The organism is Streptomyces sp. NPDC046465 (assembly GCF_040646035.1).
Lineage (GTDB): Bacteria > Actinomycetota > Actinomycetes > Streptomycetales > Streptomycetaceae > Streptomyces.
On record NZ_JBEYZK010000047.1, the window covers coordinates 1 to 26,030 of the forward strand.

20 protein-coding genes are annotated in these 26,030 nt (G+C 72.4%); 14 read left to right on the forward strand and 6 right to left on the reverse strand.

Annotation, left to right across the window (positions count from 1 at the left end):
• Positions 1-116 precede the first annotated feature (116 nt).
• A complete protein-coding gene (locus ABZ953_RS38105) occupies positions 117-869 on the reverse strand; it encodes a TIGR03089 family protein (protein WP_361733904.1) in 753 nt (250 codons plus the stop codon).
• A 137-nt stretch (positions 870-1,006) separates the two neighbouring features.
• On the opposite strand from ABZ953_RS38105, the gene ABZ953_RS38110 reads away from it, so the two are divergent.
• The 3 genes from ABZ953_RS38110 to ABZ953_RS38120 all read left to right on the forward strand — a co-directional run bounded on the left by ABZ953_RS38110 (position 1,007) and on the right by ABZ953_RS38120 (position 4,642).
• Complete coding sequence (locus tag ABZ953_RS38110) at positions 1,007-2,371, forward strand: peptidoglycan recognition protein (protein WP_361733906.1); 1,365 nt, start codon at positions 1,007-1,009, stop codon at positions 2,369-2,371.
• A 113-nt stretch (positions 2,372-2,484) separates the two neighbouring features.
• The gene (locus ABZ953_RS38115) at positions 2,485-3,567 is read left to right on the forward strand and encodes an NDP-sugar synthase (RefSeq protein WP_361733908.1); all 1,083 of its coding nucleotides are present in this window, start codon (positions 2,485-2,487) and stop codon (positions 3,565-3,567) included.
• A gap of 79 nt (positions 3,568-3,646) precedes the next feature.
• Positions 3,647-4,642 carry a DNA-3-methyladenine glycosylase 2 family protein gene (locus ABZ953_RS38120; RefSeq protein ID WP_361733910.1) on the forward strand — a complete coding sequence of 332 codons (996 nt, stop codon included), beginning with the start codon at positions 3,647-3,649 and terminating at the stop codon, positions 4,640-4,642.
• Between the two features lie 466 nt (positions 4,643-5,108).
• Here the strand turns inward: ABZ953_RS38120 and ABZ953_RS38125 are convergent, their stop codons facing one another.
• The 3 genes from ABZ953_RS38125 to ABZ953_RS38135 are packed head-to-tail and all read right to left on the reverse strand — an operon-like array spanning position 5,109 to position 7,916.
• Positions 5,109-6,413, reverse strand: coding sequence for a coenzyme F420-0:L-glutamate ligase (locus ABZ953_RS38125; protein ID WP_361733911.1), 1,305 nt, complete (start codon positions 6,411-6,413; stop codon positions 5,109-5,111).
• Positions 6,410-7,366 (reverse strand): 2-phospho-L-lactate transferase, encoded by a 957-nt coding sequence (gene cofD / locus ABZ953_RS38130; protein WP_361733913.1) that lies wholly within the window; start codon positions 7,364-7,366, stop codon positions 6,410-6,412. Before cofD ends, ABZ953_RS38125 begins: the two co-directional genes overlap by 4 nt.
• A 34-nt stretch (positions 7,367-7,400) precedes the next feature.
• Positions 7,401-7,916, reverse strand: a complete 516-nt coding sequence (locus ABZ953_RS38135) for a cysteine dioxygenase family protein (protein ID WP_361733915.1) — start codon at positions 7,914-7,916, stop codon at positions 7,401-7,403.
• A gap of 656 nt (positions 7,917-8,572) precedes the next feature.
• On the opposite strand from ABZ953_RS38135, the gene ABZ953_RS38140 reads away from it, so the two are divergent.
• The 3 genes from ABZ953_RS38140 to ABZ953_RS38150 all read left to right on the forward strand — a co-directional run bounded on the left by ABZ953_RS38140 (position 8,573) and on the right by ABZ953_RS38150 (position 14,274).
• Positions 8,573-8,836: a WhiB family transcriptional regulator gene (locus ABZ953_RS38140; protein ID WP_016642094.1), complete on the forward strand. Its 264-nt coding sequence runs from the start codon at positions 8,573-8,575 to the stop codon at positions 8,834-8,836.
• A gap of 225 nt (positions 8,837-9,061) precedes the next feature.
• The gene (locus tag ABZ953_RS38145) at positions 9,062-12,787 is read left to right on the forward strand and encodes a glycosyltransferase (protein ID WP_361733917.1); all 3,726 of its coding nucleotides are present in this window, start codon (positions 9,062-9,064) and stop codon (positions 12,785-12,787) included.
• Positions 12,784-14,274 carry a DUF5719 family protein gene (locus ABZ953_RS38150; RefSeq protein WP_361733919.1) on the forward strand — a complete coding sequence of 497 codons (1,491 nt, stop codon included), beginning with the start codon at positions 12,784-12,786 and terminating at the stop codon, positions 14,272-14,274. Before ABZ953_RS38145 ends, ABZ953_RS38150 begins: the two co-directional genes overlap by 4 nt.
• Positions 14,275-14,319: 45 nt before the next feature.
• Here ABZ953_RS38150 and ABZ953_RS38155 read toward each other — a convergent pair whose 3' ends face one another.
• Complete coding sequence (locus tag ABZ953_RS38155) at positions 14,320-14,772, reverse strand: metallopeptidase family protein (protein WP_361733921.1); 453 nt, start codon at positions 14,770-14,772, stop codon at positions 14,320-14,322.
• Positions 14,773-15,034: 262 nt separating this feature from the next.
• Between ABZ953_RS38155 and ABZ953_RS38160 the strand changes: the two genes are divergently transcribed.
• The 7 genes from ABZ953_RS38160 (at position 15,035) to ABZ953_RS38190 (ending at position 22,661) form a co-directional block, all read left to right on the forward strand.
• A complete protein-coding gene (locus ABZ953_RS38160; protein WP_361733923.1) occupies positions 15,035-15,460 on the forward strand; it encodes a DUF3499 domain-containing protein in 426 nt (141 codons plus the stop codon).
• Positions 15,461-15,582: 122 nt separating this feature from the next.
• Complete coding sequence (locus ABZ953_RS38165; protein ID WP_361733925.1) at positions 15,583-17,199, forward strand: L-lactate permease; 1,617 nt, start codon at positions 15,583-15,585, stop codon at positions 17,197-17,199.
• A 146-nt stretch (positions 17,200-17,345) separates the two neighbouring features.
• Positions 17,346-18,710, forward strand: coding sequence for a phosphomannomutase/phosphoglucomutase (locus ABZ953_RS38170; RefSeq protein WP_361733927.1), 1,365 nt, complete (start codon positions 17,346-17,348; stop codon positions 18,708-18,710).
• A gap of 213 nt (positions 18,711-18,923) precedes the next feature.
• The gene (locus ABZ953_RS38175; RefSeq protein WP_361733929.1) at positions 18,924-19,100 is read left to right on the forward strand and encodes a Trm112 family protein; all 177 of its coding nucleotides are present in this window, start codon (positions 18,924-18,926) and stop codon (positions 19,098-19,100) included.
• A 56-nt stretch (positions 19,101-19,156) separates the two neighbouring features.
• Positions 19,157-20,356: an SIS domain-containing protein gene (locus ABZ953_RS38180; RefSeq protein ID WP_361733931.1), complete on the forward strand. Its 1,200-nt coding sequence runs from the start codon at positions 19,157-19,159 to the stop codon at positions 20,354-20,356.
• 82 nt (positions 20,357-20,438) lie between these two features.
• Complete coding sequence (manA, locus tag ABZ953_RS38185; RefSeq protein ID WP_361733933.1) at positions 20,439-21,590, forward strand: mannose-6-phosphate isomerase, class I; 1,152 nt, start codon at positions 20,439-20,441, stop codon at positions 21,588-21,590.
• A 111-nt stretch (positions 21,591-21,701) separates the two neighbouring features.
• A complete protein-coding gene (locus ABZ953_RS38190) occupies positions 21,702-22,661 on the forward strand; it encodes a cation diffusion facilitator family transporter (RefSeq protein WP_361733935.1) in 960 nt (319 codons plus the stop codon).
• Positions 22,662-22,789: 128 nt separating this feature from the next.
• On the opposite strand, the gene ABZ953_RS38195 is transcribed toward ABZ953_RS38190, so the two are convergent.
• Entirely contained in the window at positions 22,790-24,928 is a 2,139-nt protein-coding gene (locus ABZ953_RS38195; protein ID WP_361733937.1) for a fructose-specific PTS transporter subunit EIIC, read from the reverse strand.
• Positions 24,929-25,290: 362 nt separating this feature from the next.
• Between ABZ953_RS38195 and ABZ953_RS38200 the strand changes: the two genes are divergently transcribed.
• On the forward strand, positions 25,291-26,030 hold a 740-nt coding region (locus ABZ953_RS38200; protein WP_361733939.1), incomplete at its 3' end, for an adenosylhomocysteinase.

Genomic DNA, 26,030 nt, shown 5'->3' on the forward strand with positions numbered 1-26,030 from the left:
GGCCCCGGGGCGGGGGGGGGCCTGGCCCCCTAAGCCGCCAACCCCCGGGGGGGGCCGGGGGGGGGGGGGGGTTGGGCCACCCCCCACCACGCGGCGGCCCCACATCCCCGGTCGGATCAGCGCGCGGTGACGGTCACCCGTTCGTCGGACACCCGCTTCCGCAGGCCGTCGTCGGCCAGCCGGTCGAGATGGCGGCAGAGGACCACGGATCCGCCCGCGGCCAGCGCCGCGTACAGGCCGGCGCTCAGGCCATCCCAGGTGTCGTACGACTGCCCGGACAGGATCCGCGAGCCGGGCTCGACGCCGAGCCGCGCGGCGTCGCTGAGAGCCCGCTCCACGAGCCCGGCACCGGTCAGCTCCTCGCCGCCCACGGCCAGGGCGGGCCCGGCGGGGTCCACGGGCACGAAGGGGGCGAACCGGTCGCCCTGGCCCGGCACCTCGACCGCGTAGTCGGCGAAGCCGCTCGGCGGCTGGGGGAAGCGCCCGCCGAGCGGCCGCAGCGCGAGCGCCACCCGCTCCCCGGAGCAGTCGCGCGCGGCCTCCAGCGCGTCGGGTCCGCTGACGACGAGATCGGCCGAGGCGGGATCGCCGCCCACGTCGGCGACCACGCCCACCGACGAACACGCGAGCAGCCACACGGCCGTCTGCCAGTGCGCGGGCAGCAGCAGTACGGCCCGGTCACCGGGCTCGGCGGCGAGGTCGCCCTGGAGCAGATTGGCGGTCTTGGCCACCCAATTGGCGAAGGTGGCCACGGACAATTCCACGCGTTCGCCGGTGGCGTCGTCGTAGAAGGTGAGCAGGGGGCGGCCCGGGTCCGAGGCGAGCGCGGATCGCAGCAGGTCGGCAGGGGTGCGGTCGTTGGCGTTCACGGGCGCAAGGGTACGCGGGGGTCGCTCGCCGCCCGAGGTGCGGCGGGGGAGCACGGGCGGCCGGACGCCCACCTGACGCCTACGGCCCGTCAGTTACCGATGGACAGATATGTCCCTATGTGCCAACTATCAGCTGTATGCGTGGATTCCTTGCTTCCTCGATCGGCGTCACGTGCGCGGCCGCCCTGGCCCTGCCCCTCACCCTGCCGTCGTCCGGCGCCCGAGCCGCGGCGCCCTACGTACCGTCGGCCGCCGGGCCCGCCACGGAGGCGGTCCCCGGCAGCACCCAGTCCCTCCCGCTCGTCCCCCTCGGCTCCGACCGCTCCCCCGCCCCGGCCGGGGCGAGCGAACAGGGCCTGAACCAGCGAGATGTACGCCCCTTCTCCCTGGTGGGCGTCGTCTGGAACGACCCAGGAGCCGACCTGCGCGGCACCGTCCAGGTCCGCACCCGCGCGACCGGCGCCGCCACCTGGTCCGGCTGGCAACAGGTCGAGGCGCACAACGGCGAACACGCCCCCGACGCCGACGACCCCGACCGAGCCGCAGGCACCGTCCGCGGCTCCACCGCGCCGCTGTGGGTCGGCGCCTCGGACGGCGTCGAGGTCCGGGTCAAGCCGGAGCGGCCCGCGACCGCGGACCGCTCCGCCGTCACCTCGCTCCCCGAAGGCCTCCGCCTCGAACTGGTCGACCCCGGCGACGAGGCCCCGCCCAAGGGCGCCCAGATCGACGTCGGCCGCGCCCCCGCGCTGACCGCCGAGTCGGCCGCCGCCTCCGCGGTGAACGCGGAACTCGCGCCGATCGGCGCCGCCGTCATCCCCGAACTGACCAAGCGGCAGACGGAGAACGACCTGATCGCCGCACGCGGCGGCTCCGAGGCCGTCAACAAGGCCCGGCCGCACATCGGCCCGCGCCCGCGCATCATCACGCGCAGGGGCTGGGGCGCCAACGAGAAGCTCCGGGAGCGCAACTTCGCGTACACGAAGACCGTGAAGGCCGCCTTCCTGCACCACAGCGCGTCCGGCAACAACTACCGCTGCTCACAGGCCGGATCCGTGCTGCGCGGCATCTACCGCTACCACGTCAAGAGCAGTGGCTGGCGGGACTTCGGCTACAACTTCGCGGTCGACAAGTGCGGAAACATCTACGAAGGGCGTGCCGGAGGTGTGGCCAAGCCGGTCCTCGCGGCCCACACTCGCGGATTCAACGCGAACACGACGGGCATCGCCGTCATCGGCTCGTACAGCACCACCACACCGCCGAAGAAGGCCCTGAACGCCATCGCCCGGCTGACCGCGTGGAAGCTCGGCCTGTACGGCGCCAACCCGCGCGGTACTACCTACCTGAAGTCCGGCGGTGGCAATCTGTACAAGAAGGGCAGGAACGTCCGGCTCCATGTGATCGCCGGGCATCGGGACGGGTTCGCCACCGCATGCCCCGGCAGCCGCCTGTACAAGAAGCTCGGCAAGGCCAGGACCAGCTCGGCCCGCTTCCAGGGCCGCTGAGGTCCGACACCCCGGCCGGACCGCACGACCTGCACGACCTGCACATCCGTCTGCATACACTGGCCGGCCGAAACTCAAGTTCGGCCGGCCCCAGCAGGAAGCAGAGACGACAGGTGACAGAAGCGATCCTCCTGGTCGGCGGCAAGGGAACCAGGCTGCGGCCCCTCACGGTCCACACCCCCAAACCGATGGTCCCGGCAGCGGGCGTCCCGTTCCTCACCCACCAGCTCGCGCGGGCCCGCGCCGCGGGCGTGGACCACATCGTCCTCGCCACCTCCTACCTCGCCGAGGTCTTCGAGCCGTACTTCGGCGACGGCTCGGCGCTCGGCCTGCACATCGAGTACGTCACGGAGACCGAGCCCCTCGGCACGGGCGGCGCCATCCGCAACGTGGCCTCCCGGCTGCGCTCGGGCCCCGACGAACCGGTCCTGATCTTCAACGGCGACATCCTCACCGGCCTGGACATCCGCGCCCTCGTCACCACCCACGAGGAGACCGGCGCCGACGTCTCCCTGCACCTCACCAAGGTCGACGACCCCCGCGCGTACGGCCTGGTCCCCACCGACCCGACCGGCAGGGTCACGGCCTTCCTGGAGAAGCCGCAGACCCCCGAGGAGATCGTCACCGACCAGATCAACGCGGGCGCGTACGTCTTCCGCCGCTCGGTCATCGACACGATCCCGACCGGCCGCCCGGTCTCCGTGGAACGCGAGACGTTCCCGGAACTCCTCTCCCGCGGCGCCCACCTCCAGGGCATGGTCGACTCGACGTACTGGCTGGACCTGGGCACGCCCCAGGCGTTCGTACGCGGCTCGGCCGACCTCGTCCTCGGCCGCGCCCCCTCGCCCGCGGTCCCGGGCCGCTGCGGCGAGCGCCTCGTCCTGCCCACCGCGTCCGTCGCCCCCGACGCGAAGCTCACCGGCGGCACGGTCGTCGGCGAGCACGCGCGGATCGGCGAGGGCGCGCGCATCTCCGGCTCCACGATCCTGGCAGGGGCGGTCATCGAAGAGGGCACGGTCATCACGGACTCCCTGATCGGCGCGGGGGCGCGGATCGGCGCCCGCACGGCGCTCTCGGGAGCGGTGATCGGCGACGGCGCGTCGGTCGGCGCGGACAACGAGCTGCGGGACGGCGTACGGGTCTGGTGCGAGGCCACGCTGCCGGCGGGCGCGGTCCGGTTCTCCTCGGATCAGTAGGGCCCGGTCCGGCCCGGGCCGGTAGGGACTCGCCGGATAGGGCCCCCGTCGACGGTGACGGTCCCCTACCCTCATACAGATGTCCTCCCGTTTCGCCCCGCGCCCCACCCGCACCACCGTGCGCGGTGGCGAAACGGCCGTCCCCGCGGGCAGTCCCCGTAAGACCACGGCGGCCCGTACCCGCACCTGGCAGCCGCCCTTCCCCCTGGACCTCGGCCTGACCCTCGGCCCGCTGCGCCGCGGCCCGGCCGACCCCGCCTTCCGTACGACCCCCGACGGATCGGTCTGGCGCACGAGCCGCACACCGGAAGGCCCCGGCACGCTCCGGGTGGCCGGCCGCGCCGGGGCCGTCGAGGCGGAGGCCTGGGGGCCCGGCGCGGACTGGCTCCTCGACCGGCTCCCCACGCTCCTCGGCGCGGCGGACGACCCCGACGCGTTCACCCCGCGCCACCGCCTCCTCGCCGGGACGGCCCACCGCCGACCGGGCCTGCGGCTGCTCCGCACCGGCCTGGTCATGGAGTCCCTGATCCCGTCGATCCTGGAACAGAAGATCACGACGGACGAGGCGTACCGGGCGTGGCGCCTGCTGCTCCGCAAGTACGGCGACCCCGCGCCGGGCCCGACGCCTCATTTGTACGTGATGCCCGCGCCCCGCACCTGGGCCCTGATCCCCTCCTGGGAATGGCACAAGGCGGGCGTCGACAACAAGCGGGCGTCCACGATCCTGCGCGCGGTGGCCCGGGCCTCCCGTCTGGAGGAGGCGGCGGCGATGCCCCCTCTCCAGGCCCAGGCCCGCCTGGAACTGATCCCGGGCATCGGTCCGTGGACCTCGGCGGAGACGGTCCAGCGCAGCAATGGCGCGCCGGACGCGGTGACGGTCGGCGACGTCCATCTCCCCGGCATCATCGGCCACGCGCTGGCGGACAACCGCGAAGCGGACGACACGGAAATGCTCAGGCTCCTGACCCCCTACGAGGGCCAACGCCACCGAGCCGCCCGCCTGATCCTCCTCAGCGGCCGAACCCCGCCCCGCAGAGAACCCCGCATGCGAAGAACAAACATCGCGGCGTGGTAGACCGCGGACCCGCTGTGGCCGCTCGCGCAGTTCCCCGCGCCCCTAAAAACATCCCCCAGCCCCCGCAGGCCCGAGGCGAACAACGCACCAGGGGACGGCCCCTAGGGGCGCGGGGAACTGCGCAAAAAAGCCCCAGCCCCCGCAGGCCCGAGGCGAACAACGCACCAGGGGACGACCCCTAGGGGCGCGGGGAACTGCGCAAAAAAGCCCCAGCCCCCGCAGGCCCGAGGCGAACAACGCACCAGGCGACGGCCTTTAGGGGCGCGGGGAACTGCGCAAAAAAACCTCAGCCCCCGCAGGCCCGAGGCGAACAACGCACTAGGCGACGATCCCTAGGGGCGCGGGGAACTGCGCAAAAAAGCCCCAGCACCCACAGACCCGCAGCGCACAACGCACCAGGGAGCCGCTCACCGCCCCGCGCCCCCGCGCCCCGCGCCCCGCGCAAAAACCTCCCCCCCCAACCCCCTCACCGCACCACAACAAAGCCCCCCACATCCCGCTCCCCCCGAGCCTTCGGCTCACCAACCGCCCGCCCCACAGCCACCGCCCCCATCGGTTCCCAAGACCCCGGCAGCCCAAGAACCTCCCGCACCACATCCCGGCAGAACATCGTCGACGAAACCCACGCGGACCCGAGCCGCTCCCCGGCCAACGCGACCAGGAAGTTCTGCACCCCGGCCCCCGCCGCCACGACGAACATCTCGCGCTCGGCTGCATCCCGCCGCTCATCCCCGTACGTGTGCGAGCCGTCCATCACCATGCACGGCACCACCAGATAGGGAGCCCTGCGCAGCACGTCCCCGCGCCGCACCCGCTTGGCGATGGACTCCTCCGACTTTCCGTCCCGCCGCAGATCCGCGATCCACGCATCCCGCATGGCGTCGAGCAGTTCGACCCGCGCCGCGGCGGATTCCAGGAGGACGAAGCGCCACGGCGTCGTGTGGTGCGGCGCGGGCGCGGTGACCGCCGCGGCCACGGCCCGCCGTACGGCCCCCGGGTCGACCTCGTCGTCGGTGAACTCCCGGACGGTCCGCCGCTGCGTCACCGCTTCCCGTACCGCCTCGGACGTGCCGAGCCGGAACATGTCGTCCCGCGCCTCGCGCACCAGCGCACGGGCCCCGGGGTCCGGCCCGTCGCCGCCCGTCACATGTGCGAGCCCGCGGACCACCGCGACCGGAAGGCCCGCGGCCTTGCCCTTGACGAGGTCGCCCGCGGCGGCGAGTTCGTCGGCGGTGGCGATGACGGTGGCGACCAGCGGATTGCCGTACGCGTCGACGCCACCCCGCAGGTCGTCAAGGACCCGCACCCCGGCCGCCCCGATGGCGACGTCGGTGAGTCCGGCCCGCCAGGGCCGTCCGAAGGTGTCGGTGACGATGACGCCGACGTCGACACCGAGCGCGTCCCGCAGCCCGTCACGTACGGCACGGGCCGACGCGTCGGGGTCGACGGGCAGCAACAGCACGGTCCCCGCCGGGGTGTTCGACGCGTCGACGCCGGCCGCGGCCATCACGAGGCCCTGCCGGTTCTCGACGATGCGCAGGGTCCCGCGCCGCGCCACCACCCGTACGGTCTCGTCGTCGATGGCCGCCTCGCGGTCGGTCGCCTCGACGAGTCGGCCCTCGGCCTTGCTGGCGATCTTGGACGTGACCAGGACCACGTCGCCGTCGACGAGCCCCGGCTCGGCGGCCGCGATGAGCTTGGCGAGGTCGTCGCCCTCCCGCACCTCGGGCAGTCCGGGCACGGCCCACACGGTGTACGACGGTGCGCTCACGCGCGTACCTCCGAAGCGAGCGCGAGGGCCTGCCGCGCCATCTCGGCGGTGGCGTCGGTGTCGGTCATCATCAGCGGTACGGCACGGCACCGGATCCCGGCGCTCTCCACCCGCTCCACCACACCCGCGTCGACGGTGTCGACGAGCCATCCGTCGAGCAGTCCGCTGCCGTAGTGCTCGGCGACGGCCGCGGCGCTGGTCTCGACGCCGACGGCGGCGAGCACCTTGTCGGCCATGCCCCGCACGGGGGAGTCGCCGACGATGGGGGAGAGCCCGACGACCGGCACGCCCGCGTCGGCGATGGCCTCGCGGATGCCCGGTACGGACAGGATGGTCCCGACGCTGACCACCGGGTTGGACGGCGGGAAGAGCACGATGTCGGCCTCGGCGATGGCTTCGAGGACGCCGGGCGCGGGCTTGGCCTGTTCGGCGCCGACGGGCACCACGGCGTGCGCGTCCACGGAGGCGCGCAGGCGCACCCAGTACTCCTGGAAGTGCACGGCCTTCTGCTCGCCGTCGACCGTGACGGCGACGTGCGTCTCGACGCGGTCGTCGGACATGGGGATGAGCCGCACGCCGGGCTGCCACCGCTCGCACAGCGCCTGCGTGACGGCGCTGAGCGGATATCCGGCGCCCAGCATCTGCGTCCGCACGATGTGCGTGGCGAAGTCCCGGTCGCCGAGCCCGAACCACTCGGGCCCGACGCCGTACGCCGCGAGCTCGCCCTTGACCTTGAACGTCTCGTCCGTACGCCCCCAGCCCTGCTCCTCGTTGATGCCGCCGCCCAGCGTGTACATCACGGTGTCCAGGTCGGGACAGACTTTCAGCCCGAACAGGTGAATGTCGTCACCGGTGTTGCCGATGACCGTGATGTCCGCGTCAGGCGCGGCCTTCTTGAGCCCGCGGAGGAAACGGGCGCCGCCGATGCCGCCGGCCAGAACCACAATGCGCATGGCCCCCAGCATGTCAGGCGGATACGACAGTGCGTCAGGCGGTTACGACATCCTCCGTGGTGCCCGGTGCGACGGCGGCGGCGCACTGGGCGGCGTGCATCGGCATCTCGGTCAGGCCGGGGTAGTAGACGTGCAGGCTGACGGCCGGTTCCAGGGAGTCGTTGACGACCTCGTGGACGTAGCCGGGCGCGAAGACGCGCTGCGCGCCCGCGGCGAGCTCCCGTGTGCCCCGCTCGGTGCGCTCGGTCAGCTCACCCTCCAGGAGGGTGAGGATGCCGCTGGAACGCCCGTGGTCGTGCAGGCCGCTGCCCTGTCCGGGCACCCAGGAGAGCAGCCACACCTCGTAGCCGGGGGAGGTGCGCAGGCGGTGGTACCACCGGCTCGTGGCGTCGTATTCGACGAGGTGCGCCCACTGGGAGCGGTCGGCGGCGATGGCGCGGGCGAGGCCGACGAACTCGGCCACGGTGGCGGGGTGCTCGCGGGCGGGCTGCAGGAGGTGCGGGACTTCGAGAAGGTCGCCGGCGATCTGGAGGTCACTGTCGCTGTTCATCGTGCGGTGGTTCCTCAACGTAAGAGTGCTGGGGTGTCGCGAAGGAAGGTGGAGCGCAGAGAGAGGCTGTGGAGCGCAAAGAGAGGCTAGAGAGAGGCAGAGCGCAGAAAGAGGTCTAGCGCGGGAAAGCGGCTCTACAGCTGGATCTAATCAACAGCTGGAGCAGGAACAGCAACAGCGCGCGTGGGCAGCACCGATGGACCCGCAGGTGCGGGTCATCGAAAGAGCCATGTTCGCGAGCATGCCCACCAGAACACCGGTCATGCATCTCGATGTCAACTGGGTGTCCACTATGCGGGATATGTTTCACCTCATCCGGTTGATCTCTGAGGCGAAAGGTTTGTGCACCCGACTCTCGGGACACATGGCGCAGCAACCGGCACTCAAACGTCGACGTCCTCACTAGTGAGACCTCATGAGGCCTCCTGGTGGCGAACGTTCTGTGGGGCGTCGGACGGGCCATTGACGCTGTCATGGTTTATGCCGATTTGAACACTTTCTGCAAACCTTTGGTTCCGCAGAGTGAATAAGGGACCCAATAGCAGATCTCGGCTTGACTGGCCCGGATCGGCGCACTTGTAATTTCACTCGTGTCGTTCAGTCGAAAACGGTAACGGCAGCACCACGGGGACGCACAAGACAGACGAGGGGCGCACATGACCGAGCTGGTTCAGGAACTGCTGGTCGAGGACGCGGACGAGGAACTCGGCTGGCAGGAGCGCGCGCTGTGCGCCCAGACCGACCCCGAGTCCTTCTTCCCCGAGAAGGGCGGCTCCACGCGCGAGGCCAAGAAAGTCTGCCTCGCCTGCGAAGTCCGCTCCGAATGCCTCGAGTACGCACTCGCCAACGACGAAAGATTCGGTATCTGGGGCGGCCTGTCGGAGCGTGAGCGGCGCCGGCTGAAGAAGGCCGCGGTCTGAAGCGCAGGCGCTCCCGCCCGCCCCCAGGGCGCGTGCCGCCCGATCAATTCGGCACACACCTCCCCCAACCAATGCCCGACGAACGGCCCGTCACCCGTGGGTTATCCACAGGCGGCGGGCCGTCCTGGTGCCAGCCGTTAGTGTGGGGCCCCGTCCGAGACGCCCCAGCTCTCCCGCAGGGCGCAGGCGTCCACCGCAGTCCATCGAACCGGGGCCCGTACCTCGATGTCCGTGCACAGCCATTCGGCAGCCCGTCACCACGACGCTGCCGCTCCCGAGTTCCCGCGGCACGTCGTGACCGCCGTCCTCGTCTCCCACGACGGCGCCCGCTGGCTGCCCGACGCCCTGGCCGGGCTCCTCGGCCAGGAGCGGCCCGTGCAGAACGCGGTGGCCGCGGACACCGGCAGCGCGGACGACTCCGCCCGCCTGGTCACCGAGGCCCTCGGCGCCGACCGCGTGCTGCACCTCGCCCGCCGCTCCGGCTTCGGCACCGCCGTCGACGAGGCCGTCCGCACCGCCGAGGTGCTCACCCCCGAAGAACTCCCGTATCTCAAGCGCCCCAGCGGCTGGGACCCGGTGAGCAGGTCCTGGCGCGACGACGCGTACGACCTGCCGGACCTGCCGCACGGCGAGCCCGTGCAGTGGCTCTGGCTGCTGCACGACGACTGCGCGCCGGACCCCGACGCCCTCGCCGAACTGCTCCGCGTCGTCGAGAACGAACACGAGCTCGGCAAGGACGTCGCCGTCGTCGGCCCCAAGCTCCGCGGCTGGTACGACCGCAGGCAGCTCCTCGAGGTCGGCGTCTCCATCGCCAACAGCGGCCGCCGCTGGACCGGCCTCGACCGTCGCGAACAGGACCAGGGCCAGCACGACCACGTCCGGCCCGTGCTCTCCGTGTCCACCGCCGGCATGCTCATCCGTCGCGACGTCTACGAACAGCTCGGCGGCTTCGACCGCCGCCTGCCGCTGATGCGCGACGACGTCGACCTGTGCTGGCGCGCGCACACCGCGGGCCACCGCGTCCTCGTCGCCCCCGACGCCGTCGTCCGGCACGCCGAAGCCTCCTCGCGCGAGCGCCGCGCCGTCGACTGCGTCGGCCGTACGGCGACGTCGCCGCACCGCGTGGACAAGGCCGGCGCCGCCTACACCCTGCTCGTCAACGCCCGCTCCGCCGTGCTGCCCTGGGTCCTCTTCCGGATCGTCGTCGGCACGCTGGTGCGCACCGTCGCCTACCTCGTAGGCAAGGCCCCCGGACAGGCCGTCGACGAGATCGCGGGACTCCTGACGACACTCCTGCGCCCCGGGCGGATCGTCGGCGCCCGCAAGACGCGCGGCAAGTCCGCGCTCGACGCGGGCGAACTGCGGGCGCTCTTCCCGCCGCCGGGCGCCACCGTGCGCGCCACCGTCGAACAGGCCGCGGGCAGCCTCATCGGCGGCACCGACGCCGAGGCACCCGCGGGGGCGGGACGGCACGGCACCGTCGAGTCGGGGCCCGGCGGCGACGACGCCGAGTTCCTGGAGATCGAGCAGTTCGCCCGCCTCAAGCGCATCGCCCGCAAACCGGGACCGGTGCTCTTCGTAGTACTCCTTTTCGCATCCCTCATCGCCTGCCGCGCCCTGCTCGGCACCGGCGCCCTCGCGGGCGGCGCGCTGCTGCCCGCGCCCGGCGACTCCGCAGGCCTGTGGGCGCGCTACCTGGACGGCTGGCACCCCGTCGGCACCGGCGGCACCCAGGGCGCACCGCCCTACGTGGCGCTCGTCGCGGGCCTGTCCACACTGCTCCTCGGCTCCACCGGGCTCGCGGTCACCGTCCTCCTCATCGGCTCAGTTCCGCTGGCCGGTTTCGCCGCGTACTTCGCCTCCCGCCCGCTCGTCACCTCGCGCCTGCTGCGCGCGTGGGCGTCGGTCGCGTACGCCTTCCTGCCCGCCGCCACCGGCGCGCTCGCGGGCGGCCGCATCGGCACCGCGGTCCTCGCCGTCCTGCTGCCGCTCATCGCGCGCGCGGGCATCGCGGCGAGCGGCCTGGCCGCCTCGCAGGGCAACCGCGGGACCTGGCGCGCCACCTGGGCGTATGCGCTGCTGCTCACCCTCGCCACCGCCTTCACCCCCATCGTCTGGCCGATCGCCCTGGTGCTCGGCCTCGCCCTCCTCGTGGTGCGCCGCGGCGACATCACCGCGTACGGCCTGCGCTTCCTCGCCGCACTCGGCACACCGCTGCTCGTCCTCGCGCCGTGGTCCCTGACGCTGCTGCCCTTCGGCTTCTTCCAGGAGGCGGGCCTGGAGTTCGGCTCCGATTCGGCCTCCGCCCTCGACCTGCTCGGCGCCAGCCCCGGCGGCCCCGGCACCGTCCACGGCCTCCTGCTCATCGGCATCGTCCTGGCCGCACTCGGCGCCCTGCTGCGCGGCGAGCGGCAGCGGGCGGTGCGCACGGCGTGGGCGGCCGCCCTGGTCTCGCTGGTCTTCGCCGTCCTGTCGAACAGCTCGGCCTGGGCCGGACCGGCCACCCTCGGCTACGGAATCGCGCTCCTGGCCGCCGCGGCGCTCGGCGCCGACGGGGCCCGCGCGCGGGTGGCCGAGCAGAGCTTCGGCTGGCGCCAGCCGGTGGCCGCGCTCATCGCGTTCGCCGCGGCCGCCGGGCCGCTGCTCGTCGCCGCGGGATGGATGCTCGGCGGCGCCGACGGCCCCCTGGAGCGGCGCGATCCCGTGCAGGTGCCCGCCTTCGTCGCGGAGGAGAGCGGCACGCAGGACCAGGCCCGCACGCTGGTCCTCGGCAGCAAGGCGGCCGCCAAGGTCTCCTACACGCTGGTACGGGGCTCCGGCGGCCGCCTCGGCGACGCGGAACTCGCCGCGGCGGCCGCCGACGACGGGCGGCTCGACAAGATCGTGGCCCGCCTCGTCGCCGGTTCCGGCGCCGACCAGGCCGACCAGCTCGGCGGCTTCGCGGTGCGCTACGTCCTCGTACGCGAGGGCGCGCCCCGCCAGATGAGCCGCACCCTGGACGCCACCCCCGGCCTGACCCGGCTCAGCCAGGAGGACGGCAGCGCCCTGTGGCGCGTGGACCGGCAGGTGGCGCGGGCCGCCGTCGTCCCGAAGACCGGCGACCCGGAGCCCGTCGCGGCAGGCCCCGTCGAGCTGCACACGAAGATCGACTCCGGTGACGAGGGCCGGATCCTGCGGCTGGCCGACTCGGCCGACCCCGGCTGGACCGCGACCCTCGACGGCCACCCGCTGACCCGCACCACCGTGGACGGCTGGGCGCAGGGCTTCGAACTGCCCACTGCCGGCGGTCAGCTGGACGTCACCTTCGACGCCCCGCTGACCCACACGGCCTGGCTTTGGGCGCAGGGCGCGCTCGCTGTCGTCCTCGTGGTGCTCGCACTGCCGGGCCGCCGCCGCGACGTCGACGACGACCTGCCCGAAGAGCCCGTCGTCCCGGCCCAGGCGGTCGAGGGCGAGGGCCGCAGGGCGCGCAGGCTGCGGGCCCAGAGCGAGCAGGCCGCACAGGAGGCGGGCCAGGACGTACCGCCTCCTCCTTCGGAGGAGGCCTTGGCCGCGGTGCCGCACCAGCAGGGGCAGGCCTACGACGAGTGGGAGGCCCCCGCCCACGCGGGCGCCGAGCACGTGGGCGCCGAGCACGACGCGTACGGGCAGCAGTACGAGGGCGGCCAGTACCCGGCCGCGCCGTACGAGCAGCAGCCGTATCAGCAGGACGCCTACCAGGGCGGCCAGTACGACCCGTACGCGTCCTACGGAGGAGCGGGCGGGGTCTACGGAGGGGAGCAGTACGGAGGCGAGCAGCGGTACGGGCAGCCCCATGACGCCTCGTACGACACCTCGTACGACACCGCGCATGACGCCTCGTACGACCAGCGGCAGCCGCCGATGCCGCCGCCGCCCCCGCAGCCGCCCCACGGCACCGACAGCGAGCGCCCCGACGGGAGCCAGCAGTGAACCGCACCACCCAGTCCCTGATCGCCGTGGTCGTCGCGCTCGGCGCCGTCACCGGCTTCGCCGCGTTCAGCGGCCCGGCGGGCACCGACGACGACAGCGCGAAGGCGGCGGCCCGACAGCCCGTCGAGCGCAGCAGCCTGCTCTGCCCGGTGCCCAGCGGCTCCGACCTCGCCGAGACCTCGTACACCGCGTTCACCCCCAAGGGCAGCGGCGGCGAGGCGGGCGGCAAGGCGGAACTGCTGCCCGTGACCAAGGCGCTGACGGACGCGCCCAAGGACGACGGCAAGAAGGCCAAGCCCTTCCTCACCCAGAAGACGCCGGGTCAGCCGGTCGCGGGGGAGGAGTCAGGCGCCGAGGCGCCCGCGCTCATCGGCACGGCCGACGGCGGGCTGGCCCCCGGCTGGACCGCGCAGCAGACCACGACGTACGCGGCGGGCAGCGGCCGCGGCATGCAGGGCGTCAACTGCACGGCGCCCGACACGGACTTCTGGTTCCCGGGCGCGAGCACCGCCAAGGGCCGCAGCGACTACATCCACCTGACGAACCCGGACGACTCCGCCGCCGTCGTCGACGTGGAGCTGTTCGGTCCCGAGGGCGAAGTCACCTCCCAGGTGGGCGACTCGATCCAGGTGCAGCCGCACTCCAGCGTCCCGGTGCTGCTCTCCACGCTCGCGGACAAGCAGTACACGAACCTCACGATGCACGTGACCGCGCGCAGCGGCCGGGTCGCGGCCGCCGTGCAGTCCTCCGACGAGAAGCTGGGCGGCGACTGGCTGCCCGCCGCCGCCGACCCCGCGGACAGCCTCGTCCTGCCCGGCATCCCGAAGGACGCCACCTCGGTGCGTCTGGTCGCCTTCGCGCCCGGCGCCGACGACGCGGACCTGAAGGTCCAGCTGGCCTCGGCGACCGGCACGATCACCCCGGCCAGGCACGAGAACCTGCACGTCAAGGGCGGTATGACCGCCGCCGTCGACCTCGCCGACGTCACCAAGGGCGAGGCCGGATCGCTGCTCCTGACACAGACCGACACCTCGGTGCCCGTAGTGGCGGCGCTGCGCGTCACGCGCGGCAAGGGCAGCAAGCAGGAAACGGCGTTCATCCCGGCGACGGAACCGGTGGGCACGCGCGCGACGGTCGCCGACAACCGCGCCAAGGGCTCCACGCTCTCGCTGGTCGCCCCGGGCAAATCGGCGACGGTGAAGGTCACGGCGTCGGCCGGCAGCGAGGGCGGCTCGCCCGCCTCGAAGACGTACACGGTCAAGGGCGGCACGACCCTCGCGGTCGACCACCCTCCGGTGCCCGCCGGGCTCAAGGGCTCCTACGCACTCACGGTGGAGTCGGTGTCGGGCGGCCCGGTCCACGCGTCGCGGATGCTGTCGGCCCCGGAGGAGGGCATCCCGATGTTCACCGTGCAGACGCTGCCGGACGACCGGGGAACGGTCGCGGTGCCGGAGGCCGAGCGGGATCTGGCGGTGCTGCAGAAGTGACGGCGAAGCCGTAGGGGCGGGGTGCCCGCGCGCGGGAAACGGGGGTCAGTCCTCGTCGCCGTAGCGCGGGTCGACCGATTCCGGGGAGAGCCCGAGCAGGTCGGCGACCTGCTCGACGACCACCTCATGGACGAGCGCCGCGCGCTCCTCACGCCCCTTGGTACGGATCTCCACCGGGCGCCGGTAGACGATGACGCGGGCGGGCTGCCCGTCGGCCGCCGCGATCGTGCCGCCCAGCGGCACCACCTCGTCGACCCACTCGCCGTCGGGCCGCCCCAGGGGCGGCACCTCGAGGACCAGGAACTCGGTGTCCGCGAGCTGCGGCCAGCGCCGCTCAAGGCGCTCCACGGAGTCCTGCACAAGGTCGGTGAAGGCCTCGCCGCGGCTCGCGGAGAGCGGGACCTGGGGCGGCGCCACGGGCCCGCGCATGCCCCTGCCGTGGCGGTCGCGGCGGCGGGGCCTCGGGTCTGCGGAACGGGGCTGTACGGGGTCGTCCATCACTGACGAAGCGTAGTCCCCGGGATCGCCCTTTCCGCGGGGAGCGGGGCATGTCGATTCCTGACCGTTCCGGCCGGGCTTGGACTCGATTCCGTATCTCTCCTGGACCGTCGATCGCTCGCCAAATGACGTGATCCCAGCCATGTGGTGACCGGATTCAATACCGCGCACCCCCGTGGCCACTGGTGTCTGTGCAGGTCAGCGAGGTATCTGCGATCCGCGGTGGCGTAAGGGGCGCGGCACGACACGGTGGAGTGACCTCGTGGAGAGTCGTCGCGGCCCGCTCAAGAGTGCGGTACCGTCCAACGCTGTGAGCCCTGTACGTCGCTGTTCGCGCACCGCTTGCGGCCGTCCCGCCGTCGCGACGCTGACGTACGTCTACGCCGACTCGACCGCGGTCCTCGGCCCCCTCGCCACCTACGCCGAACCCCACTGCTACGACCTGTGCGCCCAGCACTCCGAGCGCCTCACCGCGCCCCGCGGCTGGGACGTCGTGCGGCTCGCCGACGCGTCGTCTCCGGCCCGCCCCTCCGGCGACGACCTCGAAGCGCTCGCCAACGCCGTGCGCGAGGCGGCCCGCCCGCAGGAGCGCACCGCCGAGGCCGGCGGGGGCGGCGCGCGCAGGGCGGACCCCATGGAGGTCGCACGCCGCGGCCACCTCCGGGTGCTGCGGTCCCCGGACTCCTGAACCGCGCCGGGCACCCCTCTCCGGACCGCCCGGCCCTTCACCGGATCTTCTCCGTCCGCATCGTTGACGCGCCTTCACCAGGGCCCCGAGGATTTCGCCACCCCTAGCCGGGAGGCGCCCCCGTGTTCGTCCAGCAACTGGAGCCCGTGGCCGACTCGCTCGGCCTCTCCGCACTCGTCGCGACCCTGCCCCTTCTGACCGTCCTCGTCCTCCTCGGCGCCTTCCGCGTGAAGGCGCACCGGGCCGGGCTCATCGGCCTCGCCGCCGCCGTCCTCGTCGCCCGGCTCGCCTACGGCATGCCGCTCGGCCAGACCGCCTCCAGCGCCGCGCAGGGAGCCCTCTTCGGGCTCTTCCCCATCCTGTGGATCGTCGTCAACGCCCTGTGGATCTACCGCATGACGGTCCGCACCCGGCACTTCGACGTCCTGCGCCGCTCCTTCGGGCGGCTCTCCGACGACCCCCGCATCCAGGCGCTCGTCGTGGCCTTCTGCTTCGGTGCGCTCCTGGAGGCGCTCGCCGGATTCGGGGCGCCCGTCGCGATCAGCGCGGTCATGCTCGTGGGCCTCGGCTTCGACCCGGTGCGCGCCGCCGTCGTCTCCCTCGTCGCCAACACCGCACCGGTCGCCTTCGGAGCCATGGCCACCCCTGTGGTGACGCTGGCTCAGGTGACGGGCCTCCCGCTGGACACCGTCGCCGCCGTCGTCGGCCGCCAGACACCGCTGCTCGCCCTGGTCGTGCCGCTGCTCCTGGTCGTCCTCGTGGACGGGCGGCGCGGACTCCGCGAGACCTGGGTGCCCGCGCTCGCCTGCGGAACCGCCTTCGCCGTAGCCCAGTTCGCGGCCTCCAATTACGTCTCCGCACAGCTCGCCGACATCGGCGCCGCCCTCGCGGGCGCGGGCGCGCTGATGGCGGTGCCCCGCGCGCGCAGGCCCGCCGCCGAGCCCGTCCGCGCCGCGGTCCTCACCGGCGTACGCAGCGAGGACCTCGACCACGACGACCCGCGCCCCGAAGTCCTGCGCGCCTACGCCCCGTACGCCCTGATCGTCGCCGTCTTCTCCCTCGCCCAGATCCCCACCGTCAAGGACCTCCTCGCCGAGGCGACCCGCACCTTCGACTGGCCCTTCCTGAACGTCGTCGGCCCCTCCGGAGACCCCGTCGGCGGCAATGTCTTCTCGCTGCCCCTCGCATCGACCGGCGGGACGCTCGTCCTGCTCGCCGGCGTGGGCACCGCGGCGCTCATCGGGGTGCACGCGCGCGTGGCGGTACGCGAATGGGCCGCCACCGTCCACGAACTGCGCCACGCCATCCTCACCGTGACGTCCGTCCTCGCACTCGCGTACGTCATGAACCTCTCCGGGCAGGCCGCCACGATCGGGCACTACGTAGCCGCAGCCGGCGCCGGACTCGCCTTCCTGTCGCCGGTGCTCGGCTGGTTCGGCGTCGCGGTGACCGGCTCCGACACCTCCTCCAACGCCCTCTTCGGCGCCCTCCAGGTGACGGCGGCCCAGCAGTCCGGGCTCTCCCCGGAACTCCTCGCGGCCGCCAACAGCTCGGGCGGCGTCCTCGGCAAGATGATCTCCCCGCAGAACCTGACGATCGCGTGCGCCGCCGTCGGACTCGCGGGCAAGGAAGGCGACCTGCTGCGCAAGGTGCTGCCCTGGAGCCTCGGCCTGCTCCTCGTGATGTGCCTGATCGTGGTGGGACAGAGCACGCCGGTGCTCGGCTGGATGCTGCCGTGAGCACGGGCCGGCGCGGCCGCGGGACCGCTGTCGCCCGTGCCCGGCCTGCCATGGGTGCCAGCGGGTAGTTTTGTGCTGACCATGGAGGGCTCCCGACGGGCTCTCGGCACTCGCTGAACTCGCAGAACCTGCAGAGAGGGTTGGCCGTGACTGCTGATCTGTCCCAGATCGTGAAGGCGTACGACGTCCGCGGGGTGGTCCCGGACCAGTGGGACGAATCGCTCGCCGAGCTCTTCGGGGCGGCTTTCGCGCAGATCACGTCGGCGCGGGCGATCGTCGTCGGGCACGACATGCGCCCCTCGTCGCCGGGCCTCTCCCGGGCCTTCGGACGCGGCGCGGCCGCACGCGGCGTCGACGTCACCGAGATCGGGCTCTGCTCGACGGACCAGCTGTACTACGCGTCGGGGGCGCTCGACCTGCCGGGCGCCATGTTCACGGCGTCGCACAACCCCGCCCAGTACAACGGCATCAAGATGTGCCGCGCGGGCGCCGCCCCCGTGGGCCAGGACACCGGCCTCGCGGAGATCCGCGCCCTCGTCGAGGGCTGGCTGCGCACCGGCGCCCCCGAGCCCGCCACGACCGCGGGCACCCTCACCACGCACGAGACCCTCACCGAGTACGCCGCCCACCTGCGCGGCCTCGTCGACCTCACCGCCATCCGCCCGCTCAAGGTCGTGGTGGACGCGGGCAACGGCATGGGCGGCCACACCGTCCCCACCGTCTTCGAGGGCCTGCCCCTGGAACTCGTGCCGATGTACTTCGAGCTGGACGGCACCTTCCCCAACCACGAGGCCAACCCCCTGGACCCGGCCAACATCGTGGACCTGCAGCAGCGGGTGCGCGAGGAGGGCGCCGACCTCGGCATCGCCTTCGACGGCGACGCGGACCGCTGCTTCGTCGTCGACGAGAGCGGCGACCCGGTCTCCCCGTCCGCCATCACCGCCCTGGTCGCCTCCCGCGAGCTGGCCAAGCACGGCGGCAAGGGAACGGTCATCCACAACCTCATCACCTCCTGGTCGGTCCCGGAGGTCGTCAAGGAGAACGGCGGCACGCCCGTACGCACGCGCGTGGGCCACTCCTTCATCAAGGCGGAGATGGCCAGGACCGGCGCCATCTTCGGCGGCGAGCACTCCGCGCACTACTACTTCAAGGACTTCTGGAACGCGGACACGGGCATGCTCGCCGCGCTCCACGTCCTCGCGGCCCTGGGCGGCCAGGACGGCCCGCTCTCCGGCCTCGTCGCCCAGTACGACCGCTACGCGGGATCCGGCGAGATCAACTCCACGGTCGACGACCAGACCGCCCGCCTCGCCGCGATCAAGACGGCGTACGAGGGCCGGGACGGCGTCACCCTCGACGAGCTCGACGGCCTCACCGTGACCGCCGCCGACTGGTGGTTCAACGTTCGCGCGTCGAACACGGAGCCCCTGCTGCGCCTGAACGCGGAGGCCCGCGACGGGGCGACCATGGCCAAGGTGCGCGACGAGGCCCTGGCGATCATCCGCGGCTGACCCCGCCGGTCACCTGCGGCTGACCCCGCGAACGCTATGGAGGGGCCGGTGCACCGGCCCCTCCATCAGCCCCTCCGCACCCCCGCGCCCCGCCCCGCACAGAGGTAGGCTGACCAGGCCGCATCCTGCGCGGCAAAAGCCGCCGAGGCAGCGCGGCAACGACGCCGTACCAGCTCGTGAACGCCACCACATCAGCTCGAAGGGACCCACCCCATGCCGCTCGAAGCCGGCCTCCTGGAGATCCTCGCCTGCCCGGCCTGCCACGCGCCCCTCAAGGAGACGGACACCGAGCTGATCTGCACGGCCGCCGCCAAGGAGTGCGGCCTCGCCTATCCGGTCCGCGACGGCATCCCCGTACTCCTGGTCGACGAGGCCCGCCGCCCCGTGTAACGGCACGGCCCGGCACCCCGCAGGAAACCGCGCACGGCGATCGGAGGCCTGACCCCATGCTCGACGAGTCGCTGCTAGACGCCCCAGAGGCGCTGGCCCGCGCCGACCGACGCGGACTGCTGCGCGGCGCGGCGGAGGCGGGCGCCCGCGTCCGCACCGCCGTCCGGCACGCCGCGGAGGCCGGGCTGACGGAACTCAAGCCCGACGGACGGCCCCGCGCCGTCCTCATCGCGGGACCGGGCACCACGGCCACCTGCGTCGCCGACCTGCTCGACGGCCTCGCAGGCACCGGCTGCCCCGTCATCCGCCTCGCCCCAACCGGCGTGGCCCCCGCCGCGGGCGCCCTGCGCTGGGCGCTGCCCGGCTGGGTCGGCCCCGTCGACCTGCTGCTCCTCGTCACCCCGGACGGCACCGAACCCGGCCTCTCGCTCCTCGCCGAACAGGCCTACCGCCGCGGCTGCACGGTCGTCGCGGTCGCCCCCGCACGCACCCCGCTGGCCGAGAGCGTGGACGGCAGCCACGGCCTCACCGTCCCGATGGCCTGCTCGCCCTACGGCGCGTACGAAGGCGCACACGACCAGGCCGACCGCGACTCCACGTCGTACGAGGCCCGCCGCGTCGAGGACGAAGCCGCCCCCGGCGCCCCCGGCACCCTGTGGGCCCTCTTCGTCCCGCTGCTCGTGCTCCTCGACCGCACCGGACTGCTGACCGCCCCCGTCGACACCCTGCAGAAGGTCGCCGACCGCCTCGACCACGTCGCGGAGCGCTGCGGTCCGGCCGTCGCGACCTACAGCAACCCCGCCAAGACCCTCGCCGCCGAGCTGTCCGACGCCCTCCCGCTGATCTGGACCGAGGGCCGCTCCGCCGGGGTCGCGGGCCGCCGCTTCGCCGCCACCCTCGCCGAGCTGGCCGGACACGCCGCGCTCGCCGCCGAGCTGCCCGAGGCGCTGCCCGCGCACGGCGCCCTCCTCGCGGGCAATCCGGCGGGCGGCGACGACACCGACGACTTCTTCCGCGACCGCGTCGACGACCCGGCCGCCCTTCGCGCGCGCGTGGTGCTGCTCCGCGACTCCCCGGTGGACGCGGGAGGCCTCACCGCGGCCCCCGCCGCCCGCGAGCTCGCACACGGCCACGACGTCGCGATCAGCGAACTGGAACCGGAGGACGGCGACGAGCTGGAAGCGCTCGCCGAACTGATCGCCGTCACGGATTTCGCCGCCGTTTACCTGGCGCTCGCCTCAGCAGACGGATCATGACGGCGAGCCAGTAACAGAAGCATCAGCAGTAGCAGTAGTGGCAGCAGTAGCAGTAGTGGTAGCAGCAAGGGAGAGCTCCTCCGTGGACCGCCTCAGCAACACCGTCCGCCCCTACGCCTGGGGTTCCACCACCGCCATCGCGGAGCTCATCGGCGCCGAGCCGACCGGCGAACCGCAGGCCGAGATGTGGATGGGCGCCCACCCGGGCGCCCCCTCGCGCACCGGACGCGGCGCGCTGAACGAGGTCATCGACGCGGACCCCGAGCGCGAACTCGGCAAGGCGGCGGCCGACAAGTTCGGCCCGCGGCTGCCCTTCCTGCTCAAGATCCTCGCCGCCGGCGCCCCGCTCTCCCTCCAGGTCCACCCCGACCTCGCGCAGGCCAAGGAGGGGTACGCGGACGAGGAGCGCCGAGGCGTCCCGATCGACGCCCCGCACCGCAACTACAAGGACGCCAACCACAAGCCCGAACTGATCTGCGCCCTCACGCCGTTCGACGGCCTCTGCGGCTTCCGCGCCGCCGCCGAGACCGCGGACCTCCTGGAGGCCCTGGACGTCGACTCCCTCAAGCCGTACGTCGACCTCCTTCGCGCCCAGCCCGAAGACGCCGCCCTGCGCGAGGTCCTGACGGCCGTACTGAGCGCCGACCCCGTGCAGATGGCCGAGACGGTCACCGAGGTCACCGCCGCCGCCCAGCGCCTCGGCGGCGCGTACGAGCCGTACGCGGGCATCGCCCACCACTACCCCGGCGACCCCGGCGTCATCGCGGCCATGCTCCTCAACCACGTCCGACTCCAGCCCGGCGAGGCCCTGTTCCTCGGCGCCGGCGTCCCGCACGCCTACCTCGACGGCCTCGGCGTCGAGATCATGGCCAACAGCGACAACGTCCTGCGCTGCGGCCTGACGCCGAAACACGTCGACGTCCCCGAACTCCTGCGCATCGTCCGCTTCGAGGCGACCGACCCCGGCGTCCTGCGCCCCGAGGCGACCCCCGGCGGCGAAGAGGTCTACGAGACCCCGATCGACGAGTTCCGCCTCTCCCGCCTCGTCCTGCCCGAGGGCGCCGCCCCGCACGACCTCACCGCCCCCACCCCGCAGATCCTGCTCTGCACGGCGGGCTCGGTCCACGCGGGCGAACTGGCCCTGACGCCCGGCCAGTCCGCATTCGTCCCGGCAGGAGAAAAGGCCGAAGTGTCCGGAACCGGCACGGTTTTCCGGGCCACTGTGGTGGCCTGACGCCCCAGTGCCCTCCCGTGCTGCAACAATGACCCACCGCAAAGGGCGGGCAAAGCACTGCCCGTCGGCGATGGCCTAGAACGTACGAAGGCGAAGGGACCCCGGGCACTCATGAGCGCGTCAGGCGGAACAAAGGCGATTGTCGCGGCACTCGGCGCGAACCTCGCGATCGCGGTGGCGAAATTCGTCGCGTTCATCTTCAGCGGCTCGTCCTCGATGCTCGCCGAGAGCGTCCACTCGCTCGCCGACTCCGGCAACCAGGGACTGCTGCTCCTCGGCGGGAAGAAGGCCCAGCGAGAGGCCACCCCGCAACACCCCTTCGGGTACGGGCGCGAGCGCTACATCTACGCCTTCCTCGTCTCCATCGTCCTCTTCTCGGTCGGCGGCATGTTCGCGATCTACGAGGGCTACGAGAAGATCAAGCACCCGCACGAGCTGGAGCACTGGTACTGGCCCGTCGGGGTCCTGGTGTTCGCGATCATCGCGGAGGGCTTCTCCTTCCGTACCGCCATCAAGGAGTCCAACCAGACGCGCGGCAAGCTCACCTGGACCCAGTTCGTCCGCCGCGCCAAGGCCCCCGAGCTGCCCGTCGTCCTCCTCGAGGACCTCGGCGCGCTCGTCGGCCTGGTCCTCGCCCTCGGCGGTGTCGGCCTCGCGCTGGCCACCGGTGACGGCGTCTGGGACGGCGTCGGCACGCTCTGCATCGGCGTCCTGCTCATCGCCATCGCGATCGTCCTGGCCGCGGAGACCAAGTCCCTGCTGCTCGGCGAGGCCGCGGGCACCGAAGAGGTCAGGAAGATCGAGCAGGCCCTGGTCGACGGCGAGACGGTCACCAAGGTCATCCACATGCGCACGCTCCACCTCGGCCCCGAGGAACTGCTCGTCGCCGCCAAGGTCGCCGTCCAGCACGACGACACGGCCGCCGAGGTCGCCTCCGCGATCAACGCCGCCGAGGAGCGCATCCGCGCCGCCGTCCCGATCGCCCGCGTGATCTACCTCGAACCGGACATCTTCAGCGAGTCCGCGGCCGCCGCGGGCACGAACCCGGCGAAGTCGCCGGGCGGCCACTGAGCCGACTGAGCCTTTCCCGTACGTACGACGATGGGGCCCCGCACCGGTGTGGTGCGGGGCCCATCGACGTAAGCGCCCTTGAAGGCCGCCCTGGGAGGCCGTCCTGGGAGGCCGTCCCGGAAGGCGGGCTACCGCACCTCGCGCAGCACATCGAGGATCGCGGCGTCGTCCGGTGCTGCGACGAGCCGTTCCCGGAAGCCGGTGTCCATCAGCTTCCGCGAAAGGAGCGCGAGGATCCGCAGGTGCTCGTCCCCGGCGGCGGCCTCCGGCACGGAGATCATGAAGATCAGCTTGGCCTTCGTACCGTCGAGCGCACCCCACTCGATGCCCTCCGACGACCGGGCGAACCCGACGAGCGGGGAGTCCACGGCGTCGGTCTTGGCGTGCGGGATGGCGATCTCCTCGCCGAGCCCCGTGGTGCCCTGCGCCTCGCGCCGCAGCGCCGTCTGCACCAGCTCCTCCACGTCGTTGACCTTGCCGGTGGCGGCGAGCAGCGCGGCCATCTCGCGGATCGCCGCCTCCTTGTCACCGGCGGCCAGCTGGACCTTCACGGTCTGCCGGGTGAGGTAGCCGGAAAGGACCTCACCGGGCTGCTCCGGCTGCTCCGGCTGCTCCGGCGCGGGCGAGGCCACGGCGGGAGCCGTCGGCTCCTTCCGCGGCGACCCGGCCGCGACCGCCGCACCACTCGCGGTCGCCCCGGCCCCGGCGAGCACCGGCTCGGGTCCACCGGGTCCACCGGGCCCACCGGGTCCACCGAAGCCACCGGACCCACCCGGCGCGTCGACCAGCGGAGCCCCCCGCCGCTTGCGCTCGCTGAGATCGACCAGGGTCACGGTCGTGAGCGCGGTGACCACGGAACCGATGGCGAGGGCCACGAAGAACATCGGTACGCCGCCGACGGCGCCGAGGACCGCGACGATCGGCCCACCGTGCGGCACCGCGTCCTTCACGCTCGCCATACCGGCGATCGCACCGGCCACGGCACCGCCGAGCATGTTGGCGGGGATGACCTGTGCGGGCCGCGCGGCAGCGAACGGGATGGCGCCTTCCGAGATCCCGAAGAAGCCCATGAACAGTGACGCGAGTCCGGTCTCCCGCTCCTGCTCGGTGTAGAGCCGCTTGCGGAGCAGCGTCGCGAGACCCTGCCCGAGCGGCATGACGGGAATGGCGGCGGCGCACATGCCCATGACGGTCTGGTTGCCGGTCGCGATGAGCCCGGCGCCGAAGAGGAACGCCGTCTTGTTGACCGGACCGCCCATGTCGAACGCGATCATCAGCCCGAGGATCGCCCCGAGCAGGATCGCGCTCGTCCCGGTCATCCCGCTGAGCCAGCTCGTCAGATGCTCGAAGACCCACGAGATCGGCTTGCCGATGACGTAGATGAAGAACAGGCCGAGGGCGGACGTCGCGATGATGGGGATCACGATGATCGGCATGATCGGCTGAACGAACTTCGGAACCTTGACCTTCTTGATCCACAGCACCAGATAACCGGCGAGGAAGCCGGTGACGATGGCCCCGATGAAGCCCGCGCCCGCCTTGGAGTCGTACAGCTCACCGGTGTTGGCGATCCAGCCGCCGATCATGCCCGGCACCAGCGCGGGCCGGTCCCCGATCGCGTACGCGATGTATCCCGACAGGATCGGCACCATCAGCGTGAACCCGATGGTGCCGATCTGGTTCACGTGCATCCAGAACGAGTCGTCCGGGATGACGAGCCCGCCCTTGGGGTCGGTGTGCCCGCCGAGCGACAGCGAGATCGCGATCAGCAGACCGCCGACCACCACGAACGGAATCATGTACGAGACGCCGTTCATCAGCGCCTTGTACGCGACGCTCCGCTCCCGGCCGCCTCCACCACCCGCGCCGGACGACTGCTCGGCGGAACCGCCACCCGCGCCACCGCCGTGCACAGGCGCGCTCCGCACCTGCTCGATCAGCTGCTCCGGGCGGCTGATGCCCTCGGAGACCCCGACGGACAGCACCCGCTTACCGGCGAAGCGGCTGCGGTCCACATCCTTGTCGGCTGCGATGATGATGCCGTCGGCTTCTCTGACATCGTTGTCAGAGAGAACGTTCTCGGCCCCGATGGAGCCCTGCGTCTCCACCTTCATGTCGATACCGAGGCTCTCCGCCGCCTGCGAGAGCTTCTCTGCCGCCATATACGTGTGAGCGATGCCGGTCGGACAAGCGGTCACCGCGAGCAGCTTCAACCTCCGCTGCCCGCTGCTCGGCCCGCCTATGGGGGGATCGGCCGGACTGGTCACGTGGATCTCCTAACGCCTTCGCCGAACAAGATCGCGCAAATGTTCCCGATCTCAAGGCATCCTGCAACACATAAGCGCAGGATCAAAAGCGCAAAGGTCCCATATCGTCCGGGTCTGACGATCTATCCACCAGACACGGTGTGGCCGGAGGCGGGCTGGGGCTTACTGGGCCAATCGGTGTAGCTTGGGGACGAGCCAGACGTCGCTGCTGATGGCGGTCGGGCGGTCCACGCACGCACGGACTGTCCGAGGGAGAGAGGGCCTCCGACGGACTGCGCTGCGCGCGTCCGTGCACCCGTGTGCCCGACGCCGCAGGTCAGCCATGTCCACCCTCGATCAATCCCACGAGGAGCAGCTCACTCATGACTCTCATCAACGGCCAGGACTTCAAGGTCGCCGATCTCTCGCTGGCCGCGTTCGGCCGCAAGGAGATCACCCTCGCCGAGCACGAGATGCCCGGTCTGATGTCGATCCGCAAGGAGTTCGCCGCCACCCGGCCGCTGGCCGGGGCCCGCATCATGGGCTCGCTGCACATGACGGTGCAGACGGCCGTCCTCATCGAGACCCTGGTCGCGCTGGGCGCGGAGGTCCGCTGGGTGTCCTGCAACATTTTCTCCACCCAGGACCACGCCGCCGCCGCCATCGCGGTCGGCCCCGACGGCACCCCGGAAGACCCCCAGGGCATCCCGGTCTTCGCCTGGAAGGGCGAGACTCTCGAGGAGTACTGGTGGTGCACGGAGCAGGCGCTGACCTGGCCGGGCACCCCCACCGGCGGCCCGAACATGATCCTGGACGACGGCGGCGACGCCACCCTGCTGGTGCACAAGGGCGTCGAGTACGAGAAGGCCGGGAAGGTCCCGGCCGTCGAGTCGGCGGAGAACGACGAGCACCGCGTCATCCTGCAGCTGCTGAACCGCACCATCAGCGAGGGTTCGCAGAAGTGGACCCAGCTCGCCTCGGAGATCCGCGGGGTGACCGAGGAGACCACCACCGGCGTGCACCGCCTGTACGAGATGCACCGCGAGGGCACCCTCCTCTTCCCGGCGATCAATGTGAACGACGCGGTGACGAAGTCGAAGTTCGACAACAAGTACGGCTGCCG